Raw genomic sequence first — 12,659 nt, 5'->3', positions numbered from 1 at the left:
GGCCAAACGATAGCGTGGTCCGGGTTATACATGATGAGGGCTTTCCTCACGGAAAGCCGATAGAAAATGCTAACGACGCAGGAGGAAATCACATGCTGACACAAACGCAATTGAAAGCGGCACAGGCGCGTACGGCGGAGTATTTTGCCAAAGCGGGTATTGTGCTTTCACAGGAAGAAACGGAGAGTATCGAAATCGCCGAGTTTGGTCTCGAAGAGCTGGAGAAGCAAGGGCTGGAACTCATTACATACATCAATACGGACCGCTATTGCGCCAAGGAGCTGGTGTTATTTCCAGGGCAGACTTGCCCTGAGCACAAGCATCCTCCCATCGGCAGCGATCCGGGCAAGATGGAAACATTCCGCTGCCGCTCCGGCAAAGTGTATTTGTACGTGGAAGGCGATCCGGCCGAAAGTCCGAAAGCTCAAGTGCCTGCGGGCAGCGAGCCGTATTACACGGTGTTTCATGAAATCGAGCTGAATCCCGGCGAGCAGTATACGATTCAGCCGAACACGTTGCATTGGTTTCAAGCGGGGGCTGAAGGTGCGATCGTTTCCGAATTTTCCAGCACCAGCCGGGATGAATACGATATATTTACGGATCCCCGGATCAAGCGGATACCGGAAGTGGCCGCTGATTGAAGGCGGATTGCCGTTAAATTTGCAACGTTGCTTATGAAATGATAAAGTTTATAAAAATAAATTAAAGCCGTTTGTTTCCTGCCTTTTGCTGTGGAAAGACGGCTTTTTCATATGCTAAAATAAATCGACATTTGTCTTATTTTGTCGTGAACGAAGGAAGTGCTGTTATGGAACCAGCCATCGAACGATTAACGGGAGTGTTTTCCTCTGTTTGCCCGCTGGATTGCCCCGACCAATGCGGACTGTTGATTCATAAAGAAGCCGGTCACATTGTCAAAATCGAAGGCGATCCTGACCATCCCGTGACCCAAGGGGCGATCTGCAACAAGGTGCGGAATATGGGTCAGCGCATCTATGATCCGAAGCGTCTTCGTTATCCGATGAAGCGGGTCGGGCCTAAGGGCTCCGGACAATTCGAGCGGGTTTCCTGGGAAGATGCGATAGAAACGATTTCCGGCCACTGGAAAAAGCTGATTGCGGGCGCAGGAGCGGAAAGCATTTTACCTTACAGTTTCTACGGCAATATGGGCCGGATTGGCACGGAAGGGATGGACCGCCGGTTTTTTCACCGGCTCGGAGCCAGCCGTCTGCTGCAAACGATCTGCTCCGCCGCGGGAACGGAAGGGTATCGATATACGATGGGCGGGAGTTATGGAATCGATCCGGAGGATACGATTCATGCCAAGCTGATCATCATGTGGGGCATCAATGCCGTCAGTACGAACATGCACCAGGTGATGCTCGCGGAAAAAGCCCGCAAAAACGGGGCTCAGATTATCGTCATTGATGTTCATCGCAATCAAACCGGCCGCTGGGCCGATTGGTTTATTCCGATATTGCCCGGGACCGACGCGGCGTTGGCGTTAGGTCTGATGCATATTTTATTTGCCGAAGGCATGACCGATGAAGATTTTCTCGAGCAGTATACCGTCGGTTACGAAGAGCTCCGTGAGCATGTGAAGTATTACGAACCTGCAATTGTATCCGGTATCACGGGTGTCCCCGTCGAAGACATTTACCGCCTGGCTCGTATGTACGGGGAAACCTCCCCTTCTTTCATTCGAATCGGGAACGGTCCACAGCATCACGACAACGGCGGAATGTTCGTTCGCACCATATCCTGTTTGCCTGCATTGACAGGTCAATGGCTGAAACGGGGCGGCGGCGCGATCAAAGGCAACGGGGGTTATTTAAACGTCAATACCACGGCCTTGCAACGGCCCGACTTGCTGGCCAAAAGCACGCGCCGCATCAATATGAATTTGCTCGGCAGCGCGCTGCTTGAACTCGAACCGCGGATCCGGTCGCTATACGTATACAATGCCAATCCTGCGGTTGCGGCTCCGCATGCGAATAAGGTCAGGCAAGGGCTGGAGCGGGAAGAGCTGTTTACGGTCGTGCACGATTTGTTTCTTACGGAGACGGCGGCTTATGCGGATATTGTGCTGCCGGCAACGTCATCTTTTGAAAATACCGATCTATACACTTCCTATTGGCATCACTATGTGCAAATCCAGCAGCCGGTCATCGAGCCGTATGCGGAAAGCAAATCGAATGTCGAAGTGTTTCGCCTGCTGGCTCAGGCCATGGGCTTTACAGACAGCGCTTTTCAGGATTCGGAAGATGAGATGATCCGCCAGGCGCTGGATCATCCGCATAACCCTTATCTGGAGGGCGTGACTTTCGAGGCGCTGGCCGAACGGCGGTATGCCAAAGCGCAGGTGAAGCCGCTTTTTCCGGGGAAACTGAAGACGCCAAGCGGGAAAATTGAATTGTATTCCAAAGCGATGGAACGGCGCGGTTATCCGCCTTTGCCGGCTTACGTCCCGCTGCCTGAGGAGGACGATTCACCGTTTTGGTTCATTCCAGCGCCAAATCATAATTTCTTGAATTCCACGTTCTCCAATAACGAAAAGCATGTCCGGATGGAGAAATCTCCGAAGCTGCACATGAATGAGGCCGATGCCGCGGCTCTCGGGATAACGGAAGGGGATGCCGTCAAAGTATGGAACCGGCAAGGCGAATGCATTCTGACGGCTGCGGTCGGCGATCAAGTGCTTCCCGGAGTGGTCGTGAGCCAAGGGCTCTGGTCGGACGCATCAGCAGGAGGAAAAGCGCTGGTTAATGCGCTCACACCTGATCGTTTGGCCGATATGGGAGGCGGAGCCGTTTTCTTCTCCGGAAAAGTACATGTGGCCAAACAAGATCCGCAAAGTTCATAAATTTGTAATGATTGGGTCTCCATTTCGTGTTCTTTTTAACAATTTTCGTTCCAATGTTCGGTTATCGTTATAGAGTCAAATTTTTAAAAAGGGAGATTCTTGATCGTGGCAAATCAATGTTCCATTGAAGGTTGCATGAAGCCAATCAAAGCGAAACATCTGTGTGCGATGCACCATCAACGGCTGCTAAGATACGGGGACCCACAGCATGAAAGGGTTAAAGCGAAAGAAATCAACTGCAAATGGAGACGCTGCGAGCAGCCGTCCGTCGCAAAAGGATATTGTCAGACCCACTACCTAGCAAGCAGATACCTGGACAAGATCGGTATGGCGCATATACAAACCAATATGGCTACTCATAATCATTAGTGGTGAGATGAAGGACCGTGAGTTAGGCATACAAAAAAGGCAAAGAGGGCCGCATGACTCTCTTTGCCTTTCGTTTTGAAACGATGGAATGCCGCTTATAACGGATTAATTTTCGGAAACAACGGTGAAACGTTCGTTAAGATGCTGCGGATTTTCGATTTCATCGACGATGGCGATGGCATAATCGGCATAGCTGACGTAACTTTGGCCTTTGGAATTGATCAGCAGCTGGTTTTTGCCTTTGCGGTAAGTGCCTGTTCTTGGCCCCTGCGGGTCAAAAAAGGCCGACGGGCTGACGAAGGTCCAGTTAATAGAAGTGGAATTGCGCAATTCCTCCAGGTTGATAGCTTGGTTGGAGGCAGTTGCATGATACTCCTTAGGGAAATCCGGCGTATCCACCACGCGGACCGTTTCGGCTTCGTCTACAAACAAGCTGCCCGCGCCGCCGACAACAATCAGTCTTGTTGGGGTTCCTTTGAGCGCCTCAATCAACGCATGTCCGGCTTTCACATGAAGTTGCTCTTGTTCCAGCGGCGCTCCGAACGCGTTAATCACAACGTCAAAGGGCGCCAAATCGCTTGCGGTCAAGCTGAAAACATCTTTCTCGATGACAGCTGTTCCGGTAGATTGAAGTTTGGACGCATTTCTTACGATAGCCGTTACTTCATGTCCTCTGTCTGCAGCTTCCTTCAGAATCGAGCTTCCTGCTTTGCCGTTAGCGCCAATTACTGCGATTTTCATTGTGTGTTCCCTCCGAATAATAATATAGTTTCATGATGCCCAAACCCATTGTTTTTACGCCAGATGTAATCGTTGTAGTTACATCCAGTCCAAAAAAAATCGGATATCCCATTATCCAATTTTTTGAACTAACACGGTGACCAGTTCTTTCATCGTAATCTCGGCCAGCACTTGCTCCATCGCTTCCTGAGCGCGGTGCAGGATAAGCTCAAGCACGGCTTGGATATTGGCCCCTACTTCGCAATTCGGATTCGGGTTGCTATGGAATTGAAACAGCTCGCCTTCCTCCATCACTTCGACAGCGCGGTATACATCCAGCAGTGTAATGGCCTCCAGCGGTTTGAGCAGCTTCGCTCCCCCAGTGCCGCGGCGGATATCAATATATCCGTGCTGCTTCAGCATGCCCATGATGCGGCGAATAACAACAGGATTCGTGTTGACGCTTCCCGCGATCCATTCAGACGTACAAGGGCTGCTATTTTGGATAGACAGCAGAGATAAGACATGAACAGCGACCGTAAACCGACTGCTTATTTTCATAAGTCGTATCCTCCCTTGATGTAACTATCATAGTTACAATTGACTCTATTGTCAACCCAGACGCTTAAGCCATATGCGAATATCTTAACCATTTTGGGGATAAAATACCAACGATTCCTTCTTACTCAACGACGGGAGCCTGATATGATTCATTCCAACGAAAAAATCTCCTTTTTGCAAGCGTGTATGATTTTCGCCTTGATGAATGGTCTGACCAGTCATGTCGTCATTAACGCCGTGCTGCTTGACGCATCGGGCAGAGATGCATGGATTACCGTTCTTGCCACAGGAGTCATCTACATTCCTTGGTGCGTGCTGCTTGTTTATATTATGCGAAAAATGAATTACCAGAGGCTGCAGTTTTGGATGGCGGAACATTCGAGTCCGTTAGTCTCATGGCTGTTGATTGCCCCGTTGTGCTTGCAGCTGTATTCCATCGGGGGTTTGACGGTCATACATACAACGGTATGGACGATTACCAATTATTTGCCTGCAACGCCAAAGCTGGCGTTAATTTTGCCTATTGTCCTATTTTGCTGGTACTGTGCCAGCGCCGGCATCCGCACGATTGCCGTCAGTGCGGGTATGCTGCTGCCGCTGGTGATTATGCTCGGCATTTTTGTATCGGTTGCGAATGCATCGGAGAAAGATTTTTACTTGCTCAAGCCGTTTTTGGAGGACGGCTGGAAGCCCGTGATGAACGGGATGATTTTTGCCGGAGGAAGCTTGCTGGAGCTCTCGCTGATCCTTGTCATGCAGCACCGGATTAAATCGGAAGTGAAGGTGTGGCAAATCGTATTATTCGGTTTGTTTATTGTGGGCATTACGCTTGGACCTATTCTGGGAGGCATCACGGAATTTGGACCGAAGGAAGCCGCCAAGCAGATGACATCGCCGTATGAGCAGTGGCGTCTGGTAAAAATCGGCGATTATGTGGAGCATGTCGATTTTTTCTCCGTATATCAATGGCTCGCCGGAGCTACCATCCGTATTAGCGCCGCCATATTTCTTATGGCGGATATTTTGCCGTTTCGCACGGACAAATGGAGAAAACGGTTTATGTTTCTGGTCATGCTCAGCTACATTGTGCTGCCAATGCTGCCGATTAGTCAAAACGCGTATTATTTATGGATGTATCATGTGCACATTCCCGTTTTCCTGGCGGTTTCCTTGGCGCTGACTGTCATCTGGACGGTGATGTCTTTGTATACCAAGCCGGTAAAGGAGAGGGCGACATGACGGAACGCCGTGAACGGCTGCAGGCATGGACCCGGCAGGACCTCGAAGAGTTGTTTGCCGGCTGCTCGGATGTGCAAATTTTATCTTACCGCTTCGGAGAAGAGTCCTCCTCGGAAGTGTATGTGATTTATGCCGAAGGCTTGTGCAATTCGGGGAAGATCGGTACAGACATTATGCCGGTATTGCAGCAATTGTATGTCGATAAGGGCTTTGAATCGTCGGCCCAATGGAAATTATTCGGCTCGCTGCCTGTTATTCAGTTTCACGGTATACCTGAAAGCCAGGATATTATCGATTCCGTGTTTCAGGGCGATCTGCTGCTCTTATTTGCTGAAAACTTACAGCTCTTGAAGCTGAACATATGTAATCGCCCAGGCAGACAGCCCGAGGAGTCGAGCACGGAAATTTCGATTAAAGGCCCCAAGGACGGTTTTGTCGAAGATATTTCAACCAGTATCGCCCTCATTCGCAAACGGTTGCGCAGCAACTCGCTGCAGGCTGAAATGTCGGTAATCGGCAGAAGAACAAGGACCAAGGTCGCTTTGTTGTATATTCGCGACATCATTGCTCCGGATATCGTGAAGGAAGTGCGCAAACGTCTGGGCAAGATCGATATCGATGGGCTTTACACGACCAACCAGTTGGAGGAAGCGCTGGCCGATGTCAAATACAGCTTATTTCCAATGCTTGATTTTACAGGCAGGCCCGACTATGCGGTAAGCTCCCTCCTGGCCGGGAGATTCGTCTTGATCATCGATGGCAATCCGTTTGTGCTTATCGGTCCCGCCGGATTATCGCTGCTGCTCAAATCGCCGGAAGATGTCCATTTTGGCTTCATGTACATCTCTTTTGCCCGGATGGTACGGTTTCTCAGCTTTTGGGCGGCGATTATTTTACCCGGTTTTTGGGTTGCCATTTCGGCGTTTCATCAGGATCAGTTTCCCTTTCGTTTAATGGCGACGATTTCGCTGGCCCGTTTGGGGCTGCCGTTATCCAGCCAGCTTGAGATGCTGCTGTTGTTGGTGCTGCTGGAAATTTTCCGCGAAGCCGGGTTGCGGCTTCCCAACTCCATCGGGCAAACGTTAACCGTTGTAGGCGGTCTGGTGATCGGCGACGCGGCGATTCGCGCGGGACTCGTTTCCCCTTCCGTTGTGGTCATCGGAGCGATTACGGCCGTTATGGGGGTCACCTTAGTCAATCAAACACTCAGCACATCGGTGAGCATTGCCCGGTTCATTATGTTTTTGCTTGCATCGGTGCTGGGCATGTACGGGGTGATTCTGGGGTTTATTTTGCTTATTTTTTATATGTCCAGACTGCATTCGTTTGGCGTGCCTTATTTCGGACCGATTTCTCCGCCGATATTCTCGGATATGGCCAAATCGTATTTGCGGGTTCCGTGGGAGTTTTTGAAGTCGAGACCTAAAGCCATCCATCCGGTGGATCCCGATCATCAGGGGGAAGATAACGGATGATGATGAAAATAATTTGGCTGATTGGTCTATTGGGTTCGACTTTGCTGCTGGCAGGCTGCTGGAATTCCAAGGATATTCAAAGCATGGCTTATGTGACCGCAATTGGTCTCGATTACCGGGACGGCAAATTTGTGACCTATGCCCAGGTGCTGAACTTTTCCAATGTGGCTAAAGGCGAATCGGAGAAAGTAGGCCAAGTTGTGCCCAATTGGATTGGCAAAGGTGAAGGCGATACGTTGATCGAATCGTTTTTTAATATATATAAAACATCGCAAATCCGCGTATTTTGGGGGCATGTCAAAGCGATCATCTGCACCGAGGAGTTTTTAAACCATGAGGATTATGTCAAAGGCGCTTACGATGCGCTGAACCGTTACCGGGAAATCCGTTACAATGTCCTGTTGTATGGAACGAAGGAGCGGCTGCAGGATATTTTTGTAGAAAAGTCGCTGTTTAATCTGTCGCCTCTGGATACAGTGGTGTATTCGCCAGCCCGGCTGTACGCCCAAAGCTCGTTTATCCAGCCTATCTACGGATATAAAATCATTGCCAAAATGAATGAGCCGACCCGCTCGGCCATGATCCCTTCCATCACACTCGACAAGGGGAGCTGGCATGAAGACAACAGCGTCAAGCCGATGCTGAAAATCGACGGCGCATACATCTTGACTCATGATAAAGTTAACTGGCTGTCCGAAAAAGACTTGATGGGCGCACGTTGGCTGCAGCGAAAGATGTCGCGTTCCCCGATCAATATTCCCGATGGCCCAAGTACGGTTGGCGCCATGGTATTGATCAATCCCAAAGTGAAAATCAAGCCGATCATGGAGGACAGCCTGGTAAAATACGATATCGGTCTAAGCTTCAACGCATATGTCGAAGAATTGGTCAAGGACATACCGGAGAAAATGCTGGAGGACAAAGCGGCGAAAGTGATCGGCGGCCAAATCAGGAACACATACAATAAAGGGCTGGAGCAGCAAATCGACGTATTGTTCTTAGATGAAACGCTGTACCGGGAGTATCCGCGCAAATGGCATGAGCTGCATGAAAAACCTGAGGATTTTGTGCTGAACAAAGATTCCCTGAACAAGATCGACGTAACCGTTCACCTCATCCATACCGGCAAATATAAAGGCAGGACCGAGTAGATCACTCGATTTCCTGCCTTCTTTTCATCGGTATAAATAATGATGCCGCGGCGGGTGAGTACAATTGCTTAATTTGCGGATTGCACCGCTTCGGATACAAGCTGATACGAGCGAAGCCGGGCGTTGTGATCGTAAACCTGAGCGGCAACGATGATTTCGTCGGCGCCGGTTTGCTCAAGGATGTAGGGCAGCTTCTCGCGTATCGTTTGCTTGCTGCCGGCAATGGAATAACTGAGCTGTTTCAGCACGTACTCTTTCTCGTGCGGAGCCCACAACGGTTCCATGCTGTCGACAGGAGGGCGCAGCTGTCCCCGGCGGCCGCGGATGATGTTCAGAAATTGCTGCTGCTGGCTGGTAGCCAGTCTGCGGGCTTCTTCATCGGTGTCGGCGGCGATGATGTTGATGCCGACCATCGCATGGGGCTTGTCGAGCACATCCGACGGCTGGAAGTTGCGGCGGTACAACTCCAATGCAGGGAGCAAATAATCGGGAGCAAAATGGCTGGCGAACGCAAACGGCAGCCCCAGCTTCCCGGCCAGCTCGGCGCTGAAACCGCTGGAGCCAAGCAGCCAGATCGGGATGTGAAGCCCTTCCCCGGGTACGGCGCTCACACCGAGCGGACGATAGTCGGATTCGCGGGCTGGATCGAAATAAGCCTGGAGCTCGCTAAGCAGCTCAGGGAAATCCTGGCCGCCGCTGGCTAAACCGCGTCTTAAAGCGCGGGCTGTTAATTGATCGGAGCCGGGAGCCCGCCCTAGTCCCAGATCGATACGGCCGGGAAACATCGTTTCGAGTGTGCCGAACTGTTCGGCGATGACAAGAGGAGCATGATTCGGCAGCATAATGCCTCCGGAACCGACGCGAATTTTTTGCGTACCGGCAGCAATATAGCCGATCACCAGCGAGGTGGCCGAGCTGGCGATGCCGGGCATGCTGTGGTGTTCGGCAAGCCAATATCGCTGATAGCCCCATTGCTCGGCATGCCGCGCAAGATCCAGCGAATTTCGGAATGAATCTGCGGCGGTGCCGTCTGCAACGATCGGCGCAAGGTCGAGAACGGATATAGGGATTTCACGCATCATGTTCACACTCCTATTTTGATATACATAGAATTATTATTCGATATTATATAGTAATTTGCAAGTACCCGATTTTTTGTAAGTATGTAGGAAAAGGCTATTGCTTTTTATAACTGTTACAATTATAATGACAGTAAGCTTAAGTCGAAGGAGGTCAGCGAGGTGAACAGCGAATTTACGATTGCGGTGCACAGCCTGGTGTATCTCGCTTCCAAACCTGACCGAATGGCTACAAGTGATATGATTGCCCATAACGTGAATACCCATCCGTCGCGAGTCCGCAAGGTGTTAAGCATCTTAAGGAAACATGGCTACATTGCAACGAAGGAAGGGGTCGGCGGCGGATTTTACTTGAAGTGCAGCCCTGAGCAAGCATCGCTTGACGAAATATACCGGGCCACTTCCATTGGTTCGATTAAGCCTTCGTGGTGTTCCGGCAATGTGGAGGAAGATTGCAAGATCGCTTGTAACATGGCTGAGGTGATGGACCATATTTTTTGCGAGGCCGAGCAGCATTTGCTTTCTTATTTACAATGCATGACGATAAGTAAGGTGCTTGAGCGCGTATTGGCGGCCGAACAGCAGAAGTAAATGTTTCTTGAGGCATTAAGGAGCATTGAGCAAGTTTCTTTCATTAAACTGTCACTTGAATGACGACAGTTAGAAACCATAGGTTAACTGTTACCTAAATGGTGATAGATGCCTTTGATATATAACATTCTAATAAAGAGGTGAACAGGTATGGCTGCAGTGAGCGAGCATGGCATTATTCAAGAAGGCGATTGGGTCAGCGGCACATCCCCCCTGGATGAAAGATTTATCGGATACGTCGAATCGGTGGATCCGCACGGCATGATAAAGGTAATGGTTACGCAAAGCGACCATGCGGAAACTGTCAACACCGTGATCGAAACAAGAAGGCTGAAAGCGAGAAAGCTGCCTGATTATGTGCCTTCAACTTCTGAAGAACTGCGCAGTTTGATCGAACTGGCGCTGCTCACATATGACAAAGCGTGGTTTGAACAGCTGCAGGGCCAATTCACCGAAGCTGCCGCCAAAGAGGCCGGCCGCGGCGGAGCAAAGCGCAGCATGGTATATAACAGAACGCGGCTTAATGGAACCGAAAATATAAAATAAGGAGAGGGTTAACATGGCTATTGTGAATGTATCGGATGCCAAATTTCAAGAAACGATTCAGGAGGGTATTGTACTGGTTGACTTCTGGGCCCCATGGTGTGGTCCTTGCAAAATGATCGCCCCTATCTTGGAGGAGTTGGATCAGAAACTGCAAGGCGCGGTAACGATCGCGAAGGTGAATGTCGACGACAATCCGGAAACAGCCGGCCAATTCGGCATAATGAGCATTCCTACATTAAAAGTGTTTAAAGATGGAGTGGACATGGGCAATTATGTTGGCGTTCGTCCGTTGGCGGAGCTTGAAGCCATCGTGCAAAAGCACCTTCAATAATTCAGTTCTGTATGAAACACATAGTGGAAAATAAACAAGACGAGTAAAACCCGGCGGACTTTTGTGAAAACGGAAGATGCCTCCGGTGTTTACTCGTCTTTTTCTCAAGGTCCGTCGTGGATGCCTATAACGTCGTAGTAAGCTTAGGGTCGTTATCGCTTGGTTCAATGAAATTTGGCGGCAGCGTATCTCCCCAGGTTAGTTTGATGTTATCTACGAACTTGGAAATTTTTGTTTCAAAAAAAGCGGGTTTTTGCTGCTCCCACACTTGTTTGGGGAGCGTTACTACGAAATTTCCTTGCTTGTCGGGAATCGTAACGGTGTATTCTACGTCTTTGGGAACGTTTAGTCCAACAAGCACGCCGGTATAAATAGCGCCGGGCGACGTTACGCTGACCAGCGTCGGAGGTTTATCTTCGATAATGGTGCCTTGTCTCGGCAAAGTAATGTCAATTTGTACGCTTGTCTTCTCGGGCATGACAAACACTTTGCCCTCCGGCAGCGTATATCTTGTCGTACCGAGGGTGACCGACAGATTCGTTTCTTCATCTTCAGGCATGTAGTAAATCGAATAGGTGCCATTCTCATCCGTTGGCGTCGATTTTCCGAAACCTTCGCCTTCATCTCGATCGAACCACACGACCGCGTTTTGCACCGGTTTGCCATCCGCATCTTTCACAACCCCGCCGATCCGATACTTATCCACCTGAAAAAAAGAGATGACATCATCTTTGCTGCCTGATAGCACTTGTCCGTGCACCTTTACTTTAGCGGGGTCCTCAGGTGAGTTCTCCACCTGCTTGACCTGAATCGGATAGTTTACGTTGATTCTTGTTTCGGCAGCCAGTAAATCTTTTGTCATCTCGCTTGTTAGCGGTTTGCCGGAAAAAGTAGCTTGATCGAGCGATTTTACTTTCACTTGTGTATCAGCCAGCAAACTCTGGTCGACTGTCAAAGCAAAAGCGCCGTCCTCGCCGGTAACGATATCCCGTTTGATGCTGGAGGCATGCAGAATGCCGTTGGTGACAGGCTGATTGTCCAGTAAAAGCGTGCCTTTCACGGTCGTGATGTGAGAGCCGTCCACTTTCCACTGCTTCAGCGTAAAATTCTGCTCATCCAGCTGAATTTGCGCGGTATGAGCTTGATCCTTCACCGCCTCGGAGGGCGCCGGGGAAGCGGCGTTATGGGGAGACTGAGCCGAACATCCGCCGAATAAGGCGGCAATCGCCAAAAGAGCCGTTGTTTTGTTAATGCTTTTCATGACTGAAGCTCCTCGTATAGTATTTCTTAAAGATTGTTGTTGAGCCAATTTCCAGTACCCTAGGGTACTGGCGGCCACCTTCAAAATTTCCAATTTGATCTTTGAAAAATGAAAAATAAATGAAGATTCTTAAAAGGGACTGGACTTTTCGTAATGCTTCCAGACAATGAATCTTAGGGTTCATTCGGGGAAACTCTTTTTCCTCCTGTAGTTCGACTACTCTTAAAGTCTGTTTCCCTGGCACTCGTGCGGCACTTCTTACCCGCTGGCTGTTCCCTCCGGCAACCCATGCCCGAAGATAGCAACTTCGGGGCAGCTCATGGACCGAAGTGAGTTCTCATAGGCGAGGGTGACTGATCGGCGAGCGCGCTGGGGGCATCCCGAAAAGTCCATTTCCCTGAATCCCTAATAGAAAGGAGGATTTCCACTTGAAACTCTTTGTCGGTATTGACGTAAGCAGTGAGCAGCTTGAA

At 49.9% G+C, this 12,659-nt stretch carries 12 protein-coding genes; 8 read left to right on the top strand and 4 right to left on the bottom strand.

The features are described 5' to 3' along the window. Positions 1–92 precede the first annotated feature (92 nt). The gene (locus tag EYB31_RS32875) at positions 93–641 is read left to right on the top strand and encodes a D-lyxose/D-mannose family sugar isomerase (protein WP_131017885.1); all 549 of its coding nucleotides are present in this window, start codon (positions 93–95) and stop codon (positions 639–641) included. Between the two features lie 167 nt (positions 642–808). After that, the gene (locus tag EYB31_RS32870) at positions 809–2,863 is read left to right on the top strand and encodes a molybdopterin-containing oxidoreductase family protein (RefSeq protein ID WP_131017765.1); all 2,055 of its coding nucleotides are present in this window, start codon (positions 809–811) and stop codon (positions 2,861–2,863) included. Positions 2,864–3,337: 474 nt separating this feature from the next. On the opposite strand, the gene EYB31_RS32865 is transcribed toward EYB31_RS32870, so the two are convergent. Beyond that, positions 3,338–3,973 (bottom strand): NAD(P)-dependent oxidoreductase, encoded by a 636-nt coding sequence (locus EYB31_RS32865; protein ID WP_131017764.1) that lies wholly within the window; start codon positions 3,971–3,973, stop codon positions 3,338–3,340. A gap of 111 nt (positions 3,974–4,084) precedes the next feature. Next, the gene (locus tag EYB31_RS32860) at positions 4,085–4,513 is read right to left on the bottom strand and encodes an Rrf2 family transcriptional regulator (RefSeq protein ID WP_131017762.1); all 429 of its coding nucleotides are present in this window, start codon (positions 4,511–4,513) and stop codon (positions 4,085–4,087) included. Between the two features lie 144 nt (positions 4,514–4,657). Here EYB31_RS32860 and EYB31_RS32855 point away from each other — a divergent pair, with 144 nt between their 5' ends. Genes EYB31_RS32855 through EYB31_RS32845 form a run of 3 tightly spaced genes read left to right on the top strand, consistent with a single transcriptional unit; the run spans position 4,658 to position 8,378 of the window. Continuing rightward, a complete protein-coding gene (locus tag EYB31_RS32855; protein ID WP_131017760.1) occupies positions 4,658–5,752 on the top strand; it encodes an endospore germination permease in 1,095 nt (364 codons plus the stop codon). Next, positions 5,749–7,227, top strand: coding sequence for a spore germination protein (locus EYB31_RS32850; RefSeq protein ID WP_131017758.1), 1,479 nt, complete (start codon positions 5,749–5,751; stop codon positions 7,225–7,227). The genes EYB31_RS32855 and EYB31_RS32850 overlap by 4 nt, the downstream gene beginning before the upstream one ends. After that, positions 7,224–8,378, top strand: a complete 1,155-nt coding sequence (locus EYB31_RS32845; protein ID WP_131017756.1) for a Ger(x)C family spore germination protein — start codon at positions 7,224–7,226, stop codon at positions 8,376–8,378. The genes EYB31_RS32850 and EYB31_RS32845 overlap by 4 nt, the downstream gene beginning before the upstream one ends. A gap of 68 nt (positions 8,379–8,446) precedes the next feature. Here EYB31_RS32845 and EYB31_RS32840 read toward each other — a convergent pair whose 3' ends face one another. Further along, entirely contained in the window at positions 8,447–9,460 is a 1,014-nt protein-coding gene (locus EYB31_RS32840) for an LLM class flavin-dependent oxidoreductase (protein WP_131017754.1), read from the bottom strand. Between the two features lie 159 nt (positions 9,461–9,619). Here EYB31_RS32840 and EYB31_RS32835 point away from each other — a divergent pair, with 159 nt between their 5' ends. The 3 genes from EYB31_RS32835 to trxA all read left to right on the top strand — a co-directional run bounded on the left by EYB31_RS32835 (position 9,620) and on the right by trxA (position 10,925). Next, a complete protein-coding gene (locus EYB31_RS32835) occupies positions 9,620–10,048 on the top strand; it encodes an RrF2 family transcriptional regulator (RefSeq protein ID WP_131017753.1) in 429 nt (142 codons plus the stop codon). Between the two features lie 150 nt (positions 10,049–10,198). After that, complete coding sequence (locus tag EYB31_RS32830) at positions 10,199–10,594, top strand: hypothetical protein (RefSeq protein ID WP_131017751.1); 396 nt, start codon at positions 10,199–10,201, stop codon at positions 10,592–10,594. Between the two features lie 13 nt (positions 10,595–10,607). Further along, positions 10,608–10,925: a thioredoxin gene (gene trxA / locus EYB31_RS32825; protein WP_131017749.1), complete on the top strand. Its 318-nt coding sequence runs from the start codon at positions 10,608–10,610 to the stop codon at positions 10,923–10,925. A 124-nt stretch (positions 10,926–11,049) separates the two neighbouring features. Here trxA and EYB31_RS32820 read toward each other — a convergent pair whose 3' ends face one another. Next, entirely contained in the window at positions 11,050–12,186 is a 1,137-nt protein-coding gene (locus tag EYB31_RS32820) for a carboxypeptidase regulatory-like domain-containing protein (protein ID WP_131017747.1), read from the bottom strand. Positions 12,187–12,659 lie beyond the last annotated feature (473 nt).

It is taken from the genome of Paenibacillus thalictri (genome assembly GCF_004307995.1).
In the GTDB taxonomy this organism is placed as follows: domain Bacteria; phylum Bacillota; class Bacilli; order Paenibacillales; family NBRC-103111; genus Paenibacillus_AF; species Paenibacillus_AF thalictri.
Note: the sequence above shows the minus strand (reverse complement) of the source record. Positions and strands in the feature narration are given on the sequence as shown.